Source organism: Pseudomonas sp. GW821-FHT09C09 (assembly GCF_059418105.1).
On the sequence record NZ_JBWKPF010000004.1, the window covers coordinates 265,588 to 283,624 of the forward strand.

Consider the following 18,037-nt stretch of genomic DNA (forward strand, 5'->3'; position numbering starts at 1 on the left):
CTTAATGAACCTCGACCACGGAGCCCTGCAAACGCTGCAAGGCATCGTTGACCGCGTCCGGCATCAGCTGGCGCAGGCAGTTGTAATGGCCGAAACGGCAGGTCCGGTCAAAGCACGGGCTGCAATCGAGGCCCAGGCGGACGATTTCCACATGTTCGGCCAACGGCGGGGTGAAGCCCGGCGAAGTCGATCCGTAGACCGCCACCAACGGACGGTTCAGCGCTGCAGCAACGTGCATCAGACCGGAATCATTGGAGACCACCGAGTCGGCGCAGGACATCAGGTCGATGGCTTCGGCCAGCGAAGTGCCGCCGCTGAGGTTCACGGACTCTTCACGCAGGCCCGGAATCAGGCGCGCGCGGATGTCTTCGCCCACAGCGTGATCGTTCTTCGAGCCGAACAGCCAGACCTGCCAGCCTTCGCGAATGCGCGCCTCGGCGACCTTGGCGTAATGCTCGGACGGCCAGCGCTTGGCTTCACCGAATTCGGCGCCGGGGCACAACACCAACACTGGGCGATCGAGGGTCAGGCCGAACTTGGCCAGCGCCGCCTCGCGGGTGACCGGGTCGATCTGCAGGCTCGGGCGCGGATAGGGTTTCGGCAGCTCGGCGTTCGGCTCGTAGGCCAGCGCCATGAAACGCTCGATCATCAACGGATAACGTTCTTTATCCAGCGTGCGCACGTCATTGAGCAGGCCGTAGCGGAATTCGCCACGCCAGCCGGTGCGTTTCGGGATGCCGGCAAAGAACGGCACCAGCGCGGATTTGAGCGAGTTCGGCAACAGGATCGCCTGGTCGTACTGGCCGGCCAGGGATTTGCCGATCCGCCGGCGGGTCGCCAGCTCCAGCGCGCCGTGGCCGAGCGGGAAGCTCAAGGCCTTGCGCACTTCGGGCATGCGCTCAAGGATCGGCCGGCTCCACTCGGGGGCCAGCACGTCGATTTCGCACTGCGGGTGGCGCTGCTTGAGACACTGAAACAGTGTCTGCGCCATCACCATGTCACCGACCCAACTGGGCCCAACGATCAGAATATTCATGTGGTTTCCATAAACGAACCGGGGAGGCCTTACGCCTCCCCGTCTCGAGAATCAGCTTAGCCCCAGCTCTCGCCAGATCCGCATCACCTGCCGCCGTTCGTCCGCGAACTGGTCGCCCGGTATCACGCCGGCGTCCTTCTGCAAGGCCTGCCGGTGGGCGGCGGAACGGTAGGCCTTGTAGGCCTCGCGCAACAGGCTGGCGTCTTCGACGGGCATCAACCCTTCGTGTTCCAGCTCTTCCAGAATGCGGATATTGTCCGTCCAGCGCAGCAGCGGCGGGTGGCTTTGCGACCACGCCAGGGCCGCGTATTGCACCATAAATTCAATATCGACGATACCTCCGGCGTCCTGCTTGAGGTCGAACGGCGCCGCAGCGTCGAAGGCATTCGCCCCGGTACCGGCGGCGGTGCTCTTGCTCCCGAGGTTATCGCGCATCTTCGCGCGCATCTCGCTCACTTCCTGTTGCAGCTTCGCCAGATCCCGCGCCTTGCCCAATACCTGGGCCCGTACTTTCTCGAACGCCTGGCCGACATCCTGACTGCCGACCAACACCCGCGCCCGCACCAACGCCTGATGTTCCCATGTCCAGGCTTCATTTTCTTGATAGCGGGCGAACGCGCCGAGCGAACTCACCAACAGCCCGGACGCACCGGACGGCCGCAGGCGCATGTCCACTTCATACAACTGGCCGGAGTTGGTCTGCGCCGTCAGCAGGTGAATGATCCGCTGACCGAGCCGGGTAAAGAACTGCGCGCCATCAATCGGTTTCGCCCCGTCGGTTTCCGCCTGCGGATCACCGTCGTGGATAAACACCAGGTCCAGGTCCGAACCATGCCCCAACTCGATCCCGCCGACTTTCCCATAACCGACAATGATGAAGCCGGGATCGCACAACGTGCCGTCGGTGCGCAGCGGCGTGCCGTACTTGGCCACGGTCTGGCGCCAGGCCAGTGCCAGCACTTGCTCGAGAATCGCTTCGGCGAGCCAGGTCAGGTAATCGCTGACTTTCATCAGCGGCAGGCTGCCGGCGATTTCCGAGGCGGCGACGCGCAAGCGGTGCGCCAGCTTGAAATGGCGCAGGGCTTCCATCTGTTGTTCGAGGTCGTCTTCCGGGATCCGGGTCAGGCGCTCACGCAGCTCGGCTGCCAGTTCCGGCGCCAGCGGCGGCTTGAACAAGCGACCTTCGTTGAGCAATTCGTCGAGCAGCAACGGGAAACGGGTGATCTGCTCGGCGATCCATGGGCTGGCGGCGCACAGGGTCAGCAAGCGCCGCAACGCGCCCGGGTTTTCCGTCAGCAACACTAAATAAGCCGAACGCCGGGCCACCGCTTCGACCAGCGGAAGCACCCGCTCGAGCACCAGATCCGGATTGTCATGCTCCACTGCCTGAGCGAGCAGGCGCGGAATAAAGGCGTCGAGGCGTTCGCGCCCCAGACGCTGCATCGCCCGCAGTTGCGGACTGCTGCGCAGACCGGCCAACGCCTTCAAGGCTTTGGTGGCGTCGGCAAAACCGCCCTCTTCCAGTTGGCGGCAGGCGGCTTCTTCGTCCTGCGCCTCTTCCCACAGCGGCAGCCATTCGCCGCCGACCACCACTTCGCAGTCGGCGCCTTCTTCCTCATCGGGATCGGCGATGACCTGAGCAAAATGCCAGGCCACCCGGCCACGCCAGAACATCAGCTTTTCATGGAAGGCGTCCCAGTCGGCGAAACCGAGCATGAACGCAATGCGCGCCTGATCCTGCGGGCTGTCCGGCAGCATCTGGGTCTGGCGATCGGCAATAGCCTGGATCGCGTGTTCGGTGTAGCGCAGGAATTCATAACCTTCGCGCAACTCGCTGATCACCGCCGGCGGCAGATAACCCTGCCCTTCCAGCGTGCTCAACACCTTTAATAGAGGCCGCTGTTGCAGACTCAGATCGCGACCGCCGTGAATCAATTGAAAGGCCTGGGCGATGAACTCGACTTCGCGAATGCCACCGGAGCCAAGCTTGATGTTGTCGGCCATGCCCTTGCGCCGGACTTCCTGCTGGATCAACTGCTTCATGGTGCGCAGTGCTTCGATCGCCGAGAAGTCCAGATAGCGCCGGTAAACGAACGGCCGCAGCATGTCGAGCAACTGCGCGCCCGCCACCTGATCGCCCGCGACGACCCGCGCCTTGATCATCGCGTAGCGTTCCCAGTCGCGGCCCTGATCCTGGTAATACTGCTCCAGCGCATTGAAGCTCAGCACCAGCGCGCCGGACGAGCCGTACGGGCGCAGGCGCATGTCGACGCGGAACACGAAGCCGTCGACGGTCATCGGGTCGAGGGCCTTGATCAGGCGCTGGCCGAGGCGGATGAAAAATTCCTGATTATCCAGCGCGCGCTTCACGCCGACGGTTTCGCCGCCCTCGGGGTAGGCGAAGATCAGGTCGATGTCCGAAGACAGGTTCAGCTCGACCGCGCCGAGCTTGCCCATGCCGAGGATGACCATTTGCTGCGGTTCGCCGCTGCGCCGGCCGGTGGGCGTGCCGAATTGCTGGCAATGGCGGCTGTACAGCCATTGATAGGCCTGGTCGATGCTGGCGTCGGCCATGTCGGAAAGATCGCGGCAGGTCTGCACCAGGTCGGCCTGACGGGTCATGTCGCGCCAGATGATCCGCACCTGATGCCGGGCACGCTGGCGACGCAGGACGCGGCCCAGCTCGTCTTCTGTTTGTGCCGCGCTCACCGCAGCGGCGATCTGCCCGCATAGCTCGCCAGGGGCGAACGGCCGGTCGAGTTCACCGGACTGCACCAGCGACAGCAACATCAAAGGGTCACGAACACTCTGTTCAATCACGAAATCGCTGGCGCCAGTGACGCGGGCGAACTGCGCCCAGCGCTCCGGAGTCCAGGTGGAGAAGCCGTGATCGCCTTCGGTCAATCCGGCGACGGCCGTACGGAACGACTGCTCCGATCGGCTGACCAACGGCAGGAGAATGGCGGGCAGTTCGGCAAGCGCGGGCAGGGTCATGGTCTATCCTTGATCGGCGTGTAAATGGCCGCTTGTAGTGATGATTGAAAAACCGCTACGCGAAGGACTGTCGAACAAAAGTGAGAAATAGCTGAAATTTCTTTTTCTTTGGCAGCCAACATCAAACTTTCACCTTTTTCGGATGGCTAAAGACCAACCTTAACGATTATTCTCACAACGCAGTCGGAGGCCACAAGCCTTTCATCTGTAGTTTTACTACTCGTCTATACATTCGAAAGGCTGAAATGCCGGATGATTTGTAGTAAAACTACACGCCGCCGGAACAACCTGTCGGCAATCCAAGAATTTTAAATCGTCTGCCCACAAGGCCAGTCGCAAACTCAGGCAACCGATTCTGGAAGCCTTTCCGCCCTGGAGCAAGCCATGCAAGACCTCGATCCCGTCGAAACCCAGGAATGGCTGGACGCCCTGGAATCGGTTCTCGACAAAGAAGGCGAAGACCGTGCTCACTATCTGATGACCCGTATGGGCGAACTCGCGACCCGCAGCGGCTCGCAACTGCCTTACGCCATCACCACGCCTTACCGCAACACCATCCCGGTTACCCACGAAGCACGCATGCCTGGCGACCTGTTCATGGAACGCCGCATTCGCTCGCTGGTACGCTGGAACGCGATGGCCATGGTAATGCGTACGAACCTGAAAGATTCTGACCTGGGCGGTCACATCTCCAGCTTCGCCTCCAGCGCGACCCTGTACGACATCGGTTTCAACTACTTCTTCCAGGCTCCGACCGACGAACACGGCGGCGACCTGATCTACTTCCAGGGTCACACCTCGCCAGGCGTCTACGCCCGTGCGTTCATGGAAGGCCGCATTTCCGAAGACCAGATGAACAACTTCCGCCAGGAAGTCGACGGTCAGGGCCTGTCGTCCTACCCGCACCCTTGGCTGATGCCTGACTTCTGGCAGTTCCCGACCGTATCCATGGGTCTGGGCCCGATCCAGGCGATCTACCAGGCGCGCTTCATGAAGTACCTGGAACACCGCGGCTTCATCCAGCCGGGCAAACAGAAAGTCTGGTGCTTCCTGGGCGACGGCGAGTGCGACGAGCCGGAATCCCTGGGCGCCATCTCCCTGGCCGGCCGCGAGAAGCTGGACAACCTGATCTTCGTCATCAACTGCAACCTGCAGCGCCTCGACGGCCCGGTTCGCGGCAACGGCAAGATCATCCAGGAACTCGAGGGCGTGTTCCGCGGTGCTCAGTGGAACGTGACCAAAGTCATCTGGGGCCGTTTCTGGGACCCACTGCTGGCCAAAGACGTCGACGGCATCCTGCAACGTCGCATGGACGAAGTCATCGACGGCGAGTACCAGAACTACAAAGCCAAAGACGGCGCGTTCGTGCGTGAACACTTCTTCAACACGCCAGAACTCAAGGCGATGGTTGCAGACCTGTCCGACGACGAGATCTGGAAACTCAACCGTGGCGGCCACGACCCGTACAAGGTCTACGCGGCGTACCACGAAGCGGTCAACCACAAAGAACAGCCGACCGTCATCCTGGCCAAGACCATCAAGGGTTACGGTACCGGTGCGGGCGAAGCGAAGAACACCGCGCACAACACCAAGAAAGTCGACGTCGACAGCCTGAAGCTGTTCCGCGACCGCTTCGACATCCCGGTCAAGGATGAAGAGCTGGAAAACCTGCCGTTCTTCAAGCCTGAGCCAAACAGCGCCGAAGCCCGTTACCTGGCCGAGCGCCGCGCCGCACTGGGCGGTTTCGTTCCTCAGCGTCGCGCACAGAGCTTCAGCGTACCGACTCCGGATCTGGACACCCTCAAGGCGATCCTCGACGGTTCCGGCGACCGTGAAATTTCCACCACCATGGCCTTCGTGCGAATCCTCGCGCAACTGGTCAAGGACAAGGAAATCGGCCCGCGCATCGTTCCGATCATCCCGGACGAAGCCCGTACCTTCGGTATGGAAGGCATGTTCCGTCAGCTGGGCATCTACTCGTCCGTCGGCCAGCTCTACGAGCCAGTCGATAAAGACCAGGTGATGTTCTACAAGGAAGACCAGAAAGGTCAGATCCTTGAAGAAGGCATCAACGAAGCAGGCGCCATGAGTTCCTTCATCGCCGCCGGTACTTCGTACTCCAGCCACAACCAGCCAATGCTGCCGTTCTACATCTTCTACTCGATGTTCGGCTTCCAGCGTATCGGCGACCTGGCCTGGGCTGCCGGCGACAGCCGCACCCGTGGCTTCCTGATCGGCGGCACAGCCGGCCGTACCACCCTGAACGGTGAAGGCCTGCAGCACGAAGACGGTCACAGCCACCTGCTGGCTGCCACCATCCCGAACTGCCGCACCTACGATCCGACCTACGGCTACGAGCTGGCGGTGATCATTCAGGACGGCATGAAGAAGATGACCGAAGAGCAACAGGACATCTTCTATTACATCACCGTGATGAACGAGTCGTACCAGCAGCCAGCCATGCCGGCCGGTGCCGAAGAAGGCATCAAGAAAGGCATGTACCTGCTCGAAGAAGACACCCGCGATGCGGCGCACCACGTTCAGCTGATGGGCTCCGGCACCATCCTGCGTGAAGTCCGTGAAGCGGCGAAGATCCTGCGTGAAGAGTTCAACATCGGCGCCGATGTGTGGAGCGTCACCAGCTTCAACGAACTGCGTCGCGACGGCCTGGCCGTAGAGCGCAGCAACCGTCTGAAACCAGGCCAGAAGCCTAAGCGCAGCTACGTCGAAGAGTGCCTGAGCGGCCGTAAAGGTCCGGTCATTGCCTCTACCGACTACATGAAACTGTTCGCCGAGCAGATCCGTCAGTGGGTACCGTCCAAGGAATTCAAAGTCCTGGGCACCGACGGTTTCGGCCGCAGCGACAGCCGCAAGAAACTGCGTCATTTCTTCGAAGTCGACCGTCATTTCGTGGTGTTGGCAGCCCTGGAAGCACTGGCTGACCGTGGCGATATCGAACCTAAAGTCGTGGCCGAGGCCATTACCAAGTTCGGCATCGACCCGGAAAAACGCAACCCACTGGACTGCTGAGGAGAAACTCTGTGAGCGAACTCATTCGCGTACCTGACATCGGCAGCGGTGAAGGTGAAGTAATCGAACTGTTTGTGAAGGTCGGCGACCGTATCGAAGCCGACCAGAGCATCCTGACCCTGGAATCGGACAAGGCCAGCATGGAAGTGCCGGCCCCGAAGACCGGCGTCATCAAGAGCCTGAAAGTGAAGCTGGGCGATCGCCTGAAAGAAGGTGACGAACTGCTGGAGCTGGAAGTCGAGGGCGCCGCGCAAGCGGCCCCAGCGCCTGCCGCTGCGCCGGCTGCAAAAGCTGAAGCCAAACCGGCTGCCGCTCCTGCTGCTGCCGCGCCAGCCGCTGCCCCTGCTGCCGCTTCGGTTCAGCAAGTGCACGTGCCGGACATCGGTTCGTCGGGCAAGGCCCAGATCATCGAGATCCAGGTCAAGGTCGGCGACAAGGTCGAGGCTGATCAGTCGCTGATCACCCTGGAATCCGACAAGGCAAGCATGGAAATCCCGTCGCCTGCCGCTGGCGTGGTGAAGGCCATCAGCGTCAAGTTGAACGACGAAGTCGGCACCGGCGACCTGATTCTGGATCTGGAAGTGGCGGGTGCTGCGGCCCCTGCGGCTGCCGCTCCGGCCCAGGCTGCTGCTCCAGCCGCTGCCGCTGCGCCGGCTCCGGCCGCCGCGCCTGCTGCACTGGTTGCCGACAGCGTTCAGGACATCCACGTTCCGGACATCGGTTCGGCCGGCAAGGCCAAGATCATCGAAGTGCTGGTCAAGGCTGGCGACAGCGTTGAAGCCGATCAGTCGCTGATCACCCTGGAATCCGACAAGGCGAGCATGGAAATTCCATCGCCTGCCGCTGGCGTGGTGGAAAGCATTTCCATCAAGCTGGACGACGAAGTCGGCACCGGCGACCTGATCCTCAAGCTGAAAGTCAAAGGCGCCGCTCCGGCTGCTGCCCCGGCTCCAGCTGCCGCTGCTGCTCCGAGTGCTCCGGCGCCAGCCGCCGCTGCACCTGCTGCTGCCGCTCCGGTTGCCGCTCCAGCCAAGCCTGGTGCGAAAGTTCACGCCGGCCCTGCCGTGCGTCAACTGGCTCGTGAATTCGGTGTCGAGCTGAGCGCTGTCGGCGCCAGCGGTCCGCACGGTCGCATCCTGAAAGAAGACGTACAGACTTACGTCAAAGCCATGATGCAGAAGGCCAAGGAAGCTCCGGCCGCTGCTGGCGCAACCGGTGGCGCGGGCATCCCGCCGATTCCGGTCGTCGACTTCAGCCGCTTCGGCGAAATCGAAGAAGTGCCGATGACCCGCCTGATGCAGGTCGGCGCCGCCAACCTGCACCGCAGCTGGCTGAACGTGCCGCACGTGACGCAATTCGACTCGGCGGATATCACCGAGCTGGAAGCGTTCCGTAACGCACAGAAAGCTGTCGCAGAGAAGGCCGGCGTCAAGCTGACCATCCTGCCGTTGCTGCTCAAGTCCTGCGCACACCTGCTCAAGGAACTGCCGGACTTCAACAGCTCGCTGGCTCCAAGCGGCAAGGCGATCATCCGCAAGAAATACGTGAACATCGGCTTCGCCGTCGACACCCCGGATGGCCTGCTGGTACCGGTCATCAAGAACGTCGACCAGAAGAGCCTGCTGCAACTGGCCGCCGAGGCCGCTTCCCTGGCTGAAAAGGCCCGGACCAAGAAGCTCTCGTCGGACGAGATGCAAGGCGCCTGCTTCACCATTTCCAGCCTCGGCCACATTGGCGGCACCGGCTTCACGCCGATCGTCAACGCGCCGGAAGTGGCGATCCTCGGTGTTTCCAAGGCAACCATCCAGCCAGTCTGGGACGGCAAAGCCTTCCAGCCGAAACTGATGCTGCCACTGTCGCTGTCCTACGATCACCGTGTGATCAACGGCGCCGCTGCTGCACGCTTCACCAAGCGTCTGAGCGATCTGCTGGCGGACATCCGCACCATCCTGCTGTAAAGCGCTCGGCCCTCCGGCAACGGAGGGCCGACTGCGTTCCACGTTTTCGAGCGCCACACGCTCGTACCTCAACCCCGTCAGTTTGGCGGGGCTTTTTTTTGCCTGAAATAACTCGCACCCATACTTTTCCTACAACTTGCGCTGATATAAGCCACGAATCCAGTCGAATTCCTATCGATATTTTTTTATCGCAAGACAACTAATCTCCCCCAACAAAGTTAACTAAATAACTTTGCCACTCTCGAACACAACTTCTTGATAACTCGAATGGATTCGAACATGTTAAAACCCACCGTCGGCCCTATTATCGGCCACACAACAACTAATCACGCACGCATATTCATACGCGGAGAGCAACAGGAAAACACCAGGGTCTTTGCAGGCATTCGTTACCGAAAGTCTGGAAAAGAACAATGGATAAAAAGCATCTTTGCGACTTTAAGTGTCTTGCACGACATGTCCACCGTATTCGCAATAAACAACTTGTGCGCCGATACCGAATACGAGTATCAGACCGGGTGGTTCAGCCCGATGAGCCCGGTACATACCGTAGAAAGCGTCGCTGAACTGCCACTGCAATGGCCACGAGAGGTCTACCGTCTGCGCACCCGCTCAAGCGAGGCAAAGCAAGACCGGGCCTACATTGTCGGCTCCTGCCGCTACCTGCGAATGACCGCCGGCAAGCCGTCTTCCCCCCAATCGGGCGACCGGATTTTCGCCTCTATCAACCAATTGATCGAAGGCAGCCAGCCTCCGGTCAGTGCAGCACTGATGACCGGAGACCAGATCTATGTCGATGACTTGAATATCATTGCGCCCGATCGCGAATACCAGGACATTCTGAAGAAGTATCGTGCGGCGTTTTCTCAGCCAAACATCCAGCGTTTGATGTCTGGACTATCAACCTACATGATCCTCGATGATCATGAGATTGAAGACAACTGGCCGGCCAATGCCGGAAAAAACGACCATGAGTTATATCGCAACGCCATGGCAGCCTACGAGTTATATCAAGCCAGTCACAGCCCCGTACATCCACTGGATACTAACGGACAAGTCAAACGCTCATCATTGGATCATTACTGGTATCAGTTCAGCGACGGTGATATCGAATGGTTTGTGACCGACAGTCGAACTCGCCGCAACTTGTCATCGACTGACCGGCGCATTCTCGATGAAGAACAGGAGCAGGCATTGTGCAAGTGGCTGATCGAAAGTCCGGCGCGGGTCAAGTTCGTGGTCACCAGCGTCATGTTCTATCCCGATCGCAAGGCTCACGGCGACGATGCCTGGAAAGCCTTCCCGGAGCAAAGGCTGCGCTTGCTGGAAGTCATTCGCACCCACCGGATCTTGAATGTCATCTTCGTCAGCGGCGATGTCCATGGCTCTCTGACCTCACGCCTCACGCATACTGAAGACTCCGATTTCGAAGTGCACACCATCGTCTCTTCGCCACTGTGCAACAGCAAATTGCTGCCATATGCCAAGGCTTCCACATTCATCCTCGATCAGCCTCTGGCCCGTACCGCAGACGGCGAATACCAACACGAGCTGACCAGCCAGGTCGTCAGCGAGGACAACTTCGCGCACCTGGTGGTTGGGACCGGGCGGATCCAGGTCAACTATCACGACCGCGATGGCAGACGCCTGCAATCCATCGATATTCCGTTGAGATAAAATCCAGCGGCACGACCGTTCCGGATGCCGAAAGGCTCTGGAACGGCACTTTCCCGGCGATCGCGCATTACTTTCCGCCACCCGCTGGAGAAATGCCCGCCGCAGCCGACATATTCTTATAGCACTTGGCCTTCATGTCTCTTGTCAGTCGGTGCCGCAATGATGCAACCTTGCCGCAGGCAACAGTAAAGAGGGCGAGAGCCCGGCGCGTTCAGCAAATTTCCAAGCGAGTTCCCTTCATGAAGAGCCAACCCGATGCCGCCAGCCGTATGGCGGCCGAGGTAGTGACGCAGTTGCCTGTGCCCTCGCGGCTCGGCATGCTGCGTTTCGAGCGCCTGAATGAAGCCAGTTGGGCGATGCTGTTTCTCGATCCCAACTGCGAACGCCAGTTCGGCCAGCCGGCCGTCGAACTCTGCGCCCTGGTCGGTTCGCCCTACGCCAGCCTGATGGAACCCGAAGCGCGCTATCAGCTGCACGATGCGATCCAGCAGCAACTCGGCCAAAGCCCGCATTATCTGGTGCGCTATACCCTGCATACCGCCGCCGGCGCCTTGAGCATTCTCGAACTCGGCGAAGCCTACAAACAGCACAACCGTCATTTGCTGCGCGGTTACCTGCTGGCGGTCGACGACGTATTTGACGAGGCACCAGCGCTGCCGTCCGTCGACCTGGAAACCCAGAACTCCCGCCTGCAAATCGCCCTTGAGCTCAACCAGCGCGCCCAGCAGGAACAACTGCAGCACCTGGAGCGGGTGCGCGCCCAACAGGATCTGATCCTGTTGCTGGCCCGCCAGCGCTACAGCAGCCAGAACTCCCTGCAGGAAGCCGCCGAGCTGATCACCCGCTGCGCCTGCGATATCTACGAAATCGACTGCGCCAGCCTGTGGAACCTCGAAGGCCAGAAGCTGGTGCCGATCTCGGCCTACCACCGCGCCACCCAGGAATACATCCTGCCGGACGTGATCGACGTCAGCGGTTTCCCCGATTACATGGAGGCGCTGCACGGCAGTCGCGCCATCGACGCACACAACGCGATGCGCGACCCGCGTACCCGGGAAATGGCCGAAGCCCTGCGCCCGCGCGACGTCAACGCCATGCTCGACGCCAGCATCCGTGTCGATGGCCAGGTGGTCGGCGTGCTGTGCCTGGAGCAGACCGGCGTCACCCGCGCCTGGCAGTCCGACGAAATCGCCTTTGCCGGCGAGCTGGCGGATCAGTTCGCCCAGGTCATCAACAATCACAACCGCCGCACCGCCACCAGCGCCCTGCACCTGTTCCAGCGTGCGGTCGAGCAAAGTGCCAACGCCTTTTTGCTGGTCAACTGCGACGGCGTGGTCGAGTACGTCAACCCGAGCTTCACCGCGATCACCCAGTACACCACCGAGGAAGTTCACGGCCAGCGCCTGTCAGAGCTGCCGGCCCTGGAAAACCTCAGCGAGCTGCTGTTCGACGCCCCCTCCGCGCTGGCCAAGAGCAATAGCTGGCAGGGCGAATTCAAGAGCCGCCGCAAGAATCTCGAACCCTACTGGGGTCAGTTGTCGATTTCCAAGGTCTATGGCGACAACCGTGAGCTGACGCATTACATCGGCATCTACGAAGACATCACCCAGACCAAACTGGCGCAGCAGCGCATCGAGCGCCTGGCATACACCGATAACCTGACCAACCTCGGTAACCGGCCTGCATTTATCCGCAATCTGGACGAACGCTTCGCCCGAGACAGCGATACCCCGATCAGCCTGCTGCTGGTGGACATCGATAACTTCAAGCGGATCAACGACAGCCTCGGTCACCAGACCGGCGACAAACTGTTGATCAGCCTGGCACGTCGTCTGCGCAACAGCCTGAGCCCGAGCGGTAGCCTGGCGCGGTTCGCCAGTAACGAATTCGCCGTGCTGCTCGACAATACCGACCTCGAGGCCGGCCAGCAGATCGCCAGTCAGTTGTTGATGACCCTCGACAAGCCAATGTTCGTCGACAACCAGTTGATCAGCGTCACCGGCTCCGTGGGTCTGGCCTGCGCGCCGCTGCACGGCCGCGACCCGCAGACCCTGATGCGTAACGCTGGCCTCGCCCTGCACAAGGCCAAGGCCAACGGCAAACATCAGGTGCAGGTATTCACCGAAGCGCTGAACGCCGAGGCCAGTTACAAACTGTTCGTCGAGAACAACCTGCGCCGCGCCCTGACCCAGAACGAGCTGGACGTGTTCTACCAGCCGAAGCTGTGCCTGCGCAGCGGTCGCCTGCTGGGCATGGAAGCGCTGCTGCGCTGGAATCACCCGGAACGCGGCATGATCCGTCCGGACCAGTTCATCAGCGTCGCCGAGGAAACCGGCCTGATCATTCCGATCGGCAAGTGGATCGCCCGCCAGGCCTGCCGCATGAGCAAAGCGCTGACCGCCGCCGGCATGGGCAACCTGCAAGTGGCGATCAACCTGTCGCCCAAGCAGTTCTCCGACCCGGATCTGGTGGCCTCGATCGCCAACATCCTCAAGGAAGAAGCGCTGCCGGCCAATCTGCTGGAGCTCGAGCTGACCGAAGGCCTGCTGCTGGAAGCCACCGAAGACACCCACTTGCAGCTCGACCAGCTCAAGCGCCTGGGCCTGACCCTGGCCATGGACGACTTCGGCACCGGCTACTCGTCGCTCAGCTACCTGAAGAAATTCCCGATCGACATCATCAAGATCGATCGCAGCTTCATCCATGAGATCCCGGACAACCAGGACGACATGGAAATCACCTCCGCCGTGATCGCCATGGCCCACAACCTGAAACTCAAGGTCGTGGCCGAAGGCATCGAGACCGCCGAGCAGCTGGCATTCCTGCGCCGGCACCGCTGCGACGTCGGCCAGGGCTACCTGTTCGACCGGCCGATTCCGGGCGGCGAGCTGATCCAGGCGCTCAAGCGCTACCCGCGCGGCCCGCTCTGCCTCTAAATCCCATAATCCCCCCCACCCTGTGGGAGCGAGCTTGCTCGCGAAAGCGGTGGGTCAGTCACTGCAAATGTTGAATGGATCGCCGCCTTCGCGAGCAAGCTCGCTCCCACATTTGAATAGTGCGAAATCGGGCATCATTGGGCACACTGACGGTCTGACTTTTTACATCCCATCCTGACTGAGAGGAACGATCATGGTTCTGCGCTCGGAAATTCTGGTGAACAAAAACGTGCTACCGACTAAAGAACAAGCTCTGCCTGGCCGCGAAACCGCGATGACCTTGCCTGAAAACCATTTCGTCTTCAAAGACACGCCGCTGCTTGGCCCGTTCTTTCAAGACGTCGATTTCGCGATTTTCGGACTGGGCTGCTTCTGGGGTGCGGAACGTCGCTTTTGGCAGCGCGAAGGCGTGGTCAGCACCGTGGTCGGTTACGCCGGCGGCTTCACGCCGAACCCGACCTACGAAGAAGTCTGCTCGGGCCTGACCGGTCATTCGGAAGTGGTGTTGGTCGTTTTCGACAAAGACAAAGTCAGCTACGAAGAGCTGCTGACAATGTTCTGGGAATTGCACAACCCGACGCAGGGCATGCGTCAGGGCAATGACATCGGCACTCAGTACCGTTCGGTGATCTACGCGACCCACCCGGAACAACTGGATGCGGCGTTGAAGAGCAAAGCCGTTTATCAGGCTGAGTTGTCGAAGGCAGGTCTGGGTGAAATCAGCACCGAGATTGAACAGGCACCGACCGTTTACTTCGCAGAGACCTATCACCAGCAGTATCTGGCGAAAAATCCGGAAGGCTACTGCGGGATTGGCGGCACTGGCGTTTGCATGCCACCGAGTCTGGCGGGTAACTAAGTCCGCCCTGGTCGCTCCCGCGCTATGTGCGGGAGCGATTGACGGTTGATCAGCTCTCGGCGATCAACCAATCCATCTGCCATCCACCCTGGGTCTGACCCAACTTCTTGGACAGCCACGGCAGCAGCTCACGCAATTCTTCCTCCAGCCCCCACGGCGGATTGGCAATCGCCAGGCCAGAGCCGTTCAGGCTGTTCGGCGTGTCCAGCGGATGCACCAGCAGCTCGACCCGCAGCAACTTCGGCGCACCGGTGCCGGCCAGATCCTGATAGAAACGACGCAATGCGCGCTGGTCCTTTACCGGGTACCAGATCGCCGCCACGGTCTGGCGCATGCGCGAGATCGCCTCTTTCAAGGACGCCGCGCAACGCTGCATCTCGTCGAGTTTCTCGAACGGCGGGTCGATCAGCATCACCGCACGCTTCTCGGCCACCGGCAGCAACGCCCGCGCCACATGCCAGCCCTCACCCAGATGCACGGCCACACGACGGTCGCCCTTCATGTTGTCCTTGAGCAGCACGCCGTCTTCCGGGTGCTTCTCGTTGAGCAACACCCGATCCTGGGAACGGGTCAGACGCCGCGCCAGCTCCGGCGAACCCGGGTAATAGCGCAACTGGCCGTCCGGGTTCATCTCGTGCAGCACGTTCATGTAGTCGGCGGTCAGTGCCGGCAGATCCGGCTGATCCCACAACCGCGCGATGCCTTCCAGGTACTCGCCGGTACGGTTGGCCTGATCGCCCTGCAGGTCATACAGACCGATGCCGGCGTGGCTGTCGAGATAGGCAAACGGCTGCTCCTTGCGCGACATCAGGGCGATGAGGCGGGTCAAGGTCAGGTGTTTGAACACATCGGCGTGATTGCCGGCATGGAAGGCGTGACGATAATTCATGGCTGCTCCTGCGAGGGCCGTGAAGTTTACCTTTTACCGGGCGGCAAGTCAGGGGTTGGGGGCTGAGTGGGTGGTCTTGCTGTCGGGTACATCCTTGAGAGCCCGCTGAGGTAGATGGAATCGAAGGCAAAGCAACATCAAGAAACAACTCGCCATAGATACTCTTCGTCCCTTGAAGAAAGGGAATGCGAAGATCGGTCGCACTTAAAACCTGTAAAGAGGGACATTTACATGGGAAGAAAGGTGATCGGAATCGGCGCTCCGACCTCAACCGGTGGCGCAGTCCTGGAAGGGAACGCCGGAATCAACATTGATTACGCCGTAAGCACATCCTCCATCGGCCACATGGCCAGCTGTCCGGCATGCAGTGCAGGCAAAGGCCCTATCGTGGCAGTGGGCCCTCGAACAGTTACATTACCCGCCGGACCAGTTGCACTCGAAGGTGATTACATCGCCTGCGGGTGTCCACCAAAATCCAACACGCTGTTGTTCGGTCAATCGTCTGTTTATGGTGGCGGTGAACATAGTGCTGCGAGCTTCTCTGCGATAAGCAGCCTTATTCCAAAGCCCAAAACGATACAACGGATAACCTTCTCGTACGGGGAAAGCCAAACTCCCGTGGATTCGGTGTCGCGTTTCTATACCGACCTGAATATTCATGTAAAAACATCCGGCTATTCACCCGGTGAAACGGTAACTGTCACGATCAGTGGCGCGACAGAAAAGACGTTGTCGGGCACTGTCGGAGCGAAAGGAATCGCGATCATCCCGAATGCTTTTCAAGGGGAAGCATTTGATATGGAAGGAGAGATCTAATGGCCCAGGTCAATATCAGTTCAGGCGGCGTGAGCTCCAACATCGTCGTCAAAAGGCCAAAATTCAGCACGCTGTGGACTGCCTACGCAGAGGTCGGTCTTAAAAGCTCAATAGATGTTTATGCGCTTGTCGGGGGCAATGTCGAGGCTGCCAGAGCAGAAAAACCGGACGCCTATGCAAACGCCTGCGCTCTGAGGATAAGCAGAGGATTCAACTACGGCGGTTACAAAATCCCGAAAGGAACGATCATTCCCAGCAAATCCATCTACCGTCTGGCCGGCGCTGATCAGCTCCCCTACATCATGAAAGTCGCGGACTTTCTGGCTTTCCTGAAACACAACTGGGGGGCTCCCGATCACGAGTTGACGCTGAGCAACGCAGACTTCATCAATGGCAAGAAGGGCGTCATTATCATGGAGATCACGGGATGGAGCGATGCGACGGGCCATGCGACTTTATGGAATGGTAGCGCCACCGGAGACAACAGCGACTACCATCGTCCCGATAGCCATACCTATGACCGGCCAGACGTAAAGCTGGAAAAAATCAACTTCTGGGAGTTAAAGGGATGAAATTCCAGCTACTCATCGCACTAGGCATTCTGGGTATTTCCGGAAGTGCCCTATCAGGTGAGGCCGAAATAAACAGTGCAAGAATCTCACTGAAGAATTATGGCCTCGCCAACTGCATATCGAGTCAATTCAAGTCTGAGTCCGACATAAAATCGGATCTTGGACTCGCAATTGGCGCCTACTCGGCCATGGGCAAGGGGCAACACGTGATACTGCAGAATGAAGATACGCTGGAGGTCACGCATGATCCGTATGCTGAGACTGAGAAATACATGGCAAGCGCCTACCTCAAAACGTCCTCTACCAGCAAACAGACTGGTAAAAACATAGTGTTTTATTCTTGCCTGGAAATTTATAACTCCCCGGAATTTGACGCTTTCATAAAGTCGCAGGATCAGTATCTGCAAAACTGAAATCTTCTCGCCTGACTAAATGATCCTTCCAAACCGATGCTGGAAGAATCTCTGGAAAGGGCTGAGAGTGAAGTCTTGCTAATGAGCGTTCCCACGCTCCGCGTGGGAATATCTACAGGGACGCTCCGCGTTCCAGGCGCCCACCGCAGTTGTGGCTGACACCCCATGTGACGCGGAGCGTCACGGGCTGCATTCCCACGCAGAGCGTGGGAACGATCGAGTCAGGACGGTATGGCGCGCAGGCGCTTGCCAATCACATCCAAGTCATCACAGCCGTCACGCAACGGAATCACGCAGAGCTGGGCGAAGTCACTGAGGATGACGGAGTCGCACTCGACCGAGCCGCGCATGCACATGTTTTCCAGGACCTGGATGACGGCGCGGATGCGGTAGTTGGCGGCGTCCATCAGGACATCGAGCGGGGCGTGGGTGTCGATGAACAGGGTGGGCATGTCGTTGCAGTTGCTGGTCAGCGCCATGAGGCGGTTGTTGGGGTGGGGGATGAAGGGCTCGTAGGGTGGATCGGGTTTTAACGTCGACATATTTTTTGCACCTCGGCAGGTCAAGTGAAGCTGCCAACGACCTTCCTACAGGTTTGGGTGGCAGCCGTACGCGAGAGTAGGAAACTGAGGAACCCACCAAACTCAGCTACGCCGAAGCGTTCCCGCGCACAGCCGCCGCGAACAATGTCATGGGCACGTTCAAGTGCCGCAATCAAAGGACAGAGCTAATGCACGGTGAGTTTTCCAAGGGTTCCTACACCCTGTCACCACTCTCGCAGTGACAGCCAAAAGACTATCCCCGCACCACCGCGCCCACCAGTTCACGCAAACCGCCGCAACTCGCAGGAAACGTCC

Annotated in this window: 12 protein-coding genes; 8 read left to right on the plus strand and 4 right to left on the minus strand. The window is 59.8% G+C overall.

Annotation, left to right across the window (positions count from 1 at the left end):
* Position 1: 1 nt before the first annotated feature.
* Both waaF and glnE read right to left on the minus strand, forming a co-directional pair.
* Complete coding sequence (gene waaF / locus AC07NR_RS14730) at positions 2-1,036, minus strand: lipopolysaccharide heptosyltransferase II (protein ID WP_039766536.1); 1,035 nt, start codon at positions 1,034-1,036, stop codon at positions 2-4.
* Between the two features lie 51 nt (positions 1,037-1,087).
* Positions 1,088-4,030, minus strand: a complete 2,943-nt coding sequence (gene glnE, locus AC07NR_RS14735) for a bifunctional [glutamate--ammonia ligase]-adenylyl-L-tyrosine phosphorylase/[glutamate--ammonia-ligase] adenylyltransferase (protein WP_495078844.1) — start codon at positions 4,028-4,030, stop codon at positions 1,088-1,090.
* Positions 4,031-4,414: 384 nt separating this feature from the next.
* On the opposite strand from glnE, the gene aceE reads away from it, so the two are divergent.
* From aceE to msrA, 5 genes are all read left to right on the plus strand, one after another.
* A complete protein-coding gene (aceE, locus tag AC07NR_RS14740; RefSeq protein ID WP_114881168.1) occupies positions 4,415-7,060 on the plus strand; it encodes a pyruvate dehydrogenase (acetyl-transferring), homodimeric type in 2,646 nt (881 codons plus the stop codon).
* 11 nt (positions 7,061-7,071) lie between these two features.
* On the plus strand, positions 7,072-9,018 hold the full coding sequence (gene aceF / locus AC07NR_RS14745; protein ID WP_495078845.1) for a dihydrolipoyllysine-residue acetyltransferase: 1,947 nt from the start codon (positions 7,072-7,074) through the stop codon (positions 9,016-9,018).
* Between the two features lie 279 nt (positions 9,019-9,297).
* Entirely contained in the window at positions 9,298-10,695 is a 1,398-nt protein-coding gene (locus AC07NR_RS14750) for an alkaline phosphatase D family protein (RefSeq protein ID WP_248738565.1), read from the plus strand.
* Between the two features lie 239 nt (positions 10,696-10,934).
* A complete protein-coding gene (locus tag AC07NR_RS14755; protein ID WP_114881165.1) occupies positions 10,935-13,631 on the plus strand; it encodes a putative bifunctional diguanylate cyclase/phosphodiesterase in 2,697 nt (898 codons plus the stop codon).
* 193 nt (positions 13,632-13,824) lie between these two features.
* Positions 13,825-14,490 carry a peptide-methionine (S)-S-oxide reductase MsrA gene (gene msrA, locus AC07NR_RS14760; protein ID WP_096819876.1) on the plus strand — a complete coding sequence of 222 codons (666 nt, stop codon included), beginning with the start codon at positions 13,825-13,827 and terminating at the stop codon, positions 14,488-14,490.
* A gap of 49 nt (positions 14,491-14,539) precedes the next feature.
* Here msrA and AC07NR_RS14765 read toward each other — a convergent pair whose 3' ends face one another.
* A complete protein-coding gene (locus tag AC07NR_RS14765) occupies positions 14,540-15,379 on the minus strand; it encodes a 23S rRNA (adenine(2030)-N(6))-methyltransferase RlmJ (protein WP_085711101.1) in 840 nt (279 codons plus the stop codon).
* A 231-nt stretch (positions 15,380-15,610) separates the two neighbouring features.
* Here AC07NR_RS14765 and AC07NR_RS14770 point away from each other — a divergent pair, with 231 nt between their 5' ends.
* Genes AC07NR_RS14770 through AC07NR_RS14780 form a run of 3 tightly spaced genes read left to right on the plus strand, consistent with a single transcriptional unit; the run spans position 15,611 to position 17,180 of the window.
* The gene (locus tag AC07NR_RS14770; RefSeq protein ID WP_127796711.1) at positions 15,611-16,195 is read left to right on the plus strand and encodes a PAAR domain-containing protein; all 585 of its coding nucleotides are present in this window, start codon (positions 15,611-15,613) and stop codon (positions 16,193-16,195) included.
* A complete protein-coding gene (locus AC07NR_RS14775) occupies positions 16,195-16,767 on the plus strand; it encodes a type VI secretion system amidase effector protein Tae4 (protein ID WP_127796710.1) in 573 nt (190 codons plus the stop codon). Before AC07NR_RS14770 ends, AC07NR_RS14775 begins: the two co-directional genes overlap by 1 nt.
* On the plus strand, positions 16,764-17,180 hold the full coding sequence (locus AC07NR_RS14780) for a T6SS amidase immunity protein Tai4 family protein (protein ID WP_169428549.1): 417 nt from the start codon (positions 16,764-16,766) through the stop codon (positions 17,178-17,180). The genes AC07NR_RS14775 and AC07NR_RS14780 overlap by 4 nt, the downstream gene beginning before the upstream one ends.
* A 221-nt stretch (positions 17,181-17,401) precedes the next feature.
* On the opposite strand, the gene AC07NR_RS14785 is transcribed toward AC07NR_RS14780, so the two are convergent.
* On the minus strand, positions 17,402-17,722 hold the full coding sequence (locus tag AC07NR_RS14785) for a hypothetical protein (RefSeq protein WP_495078846.1): 321 nt from the start codon (positions 17,720-17,722) through the stop codon (positions 17,402-17,404).
* Positions 17,723-18,037 lie beyond the last annotated feature (315 nt).

Coding starts and splice junctions, on each gene's coding strand:
- waaF (WP_039766536.1), bottom strand. CDS start 1,036: ATGAATATTCTGATCGTTGGGCCCAGTTGGGTCGGTGACATGGTGATG.
- glnE (WP_495078844.1), bottom strand. CDS start 4,030: ATGACCCTGCCCGCGCTTGCCGAACTGCCCGCCATTCTCCTGCCGTTG.
- aceE (WP_114881168.1), top strand. CDS start 4,415: ATGCAAGACCTCGATCCCGTCGAAACCCAGGAATGGCTGGACGCCCTG.
- AC07NR_RS14750 (WP_248738565.1), top strand. CDS start 9,298: ATGTTAAAACCCACCGTCGGCCCTATTATCGGCCACACAACAACTAAT.
- AC07NR_RS14755 (WP_114881165.1), top strand. CDS start 10,935: ATGAAGAGCCAACCCGATGCCGCCAGCCGTATGGCGGCCGAGGTAGTG.
- msrA (WP_096819876.1), top strand. CDS start 13,825: ATGGTTCTGCGCTCGGAAATTCTGGTGAACAAAAACGTGCTACCGACT.
- AC07NR_RS14765 (WP_085711101.1), bottom strand. CDS start 15,379: ATGAATTATCGTCACGCCTTCCATGCCGGCAATCACGCCGATGTGTTC.
- AC07NR_RS14770 (WP_127796711.1), top strand. CDS start 15,611: ATGGGAAGAAAGGTGATCGGAATCGGCGCTCCGACCTCAACCGGTGGC.
- AC07NR_RS14775 (WP_127796710.1), top strand. CDS start 16,195: ATGGCCCAGGTCAATATCAGTTCAGGCGGCGTGAGCTCCAACATCGTC.
- AC07NR_RS14780 (WP_169428549.1), top strand. CDS start 16,764: ATGAAATTCCAGCTACTCATCGCACTAGGCATTCTGGGTATTTCCGGA.
- AC07NR_RS14785 (WP_495078846.1), bottom strand. CDS start 17,722: ATGTCGACGTTAAAACCCGATCCACCCTACGAGCCCTTCATCCCCCAC.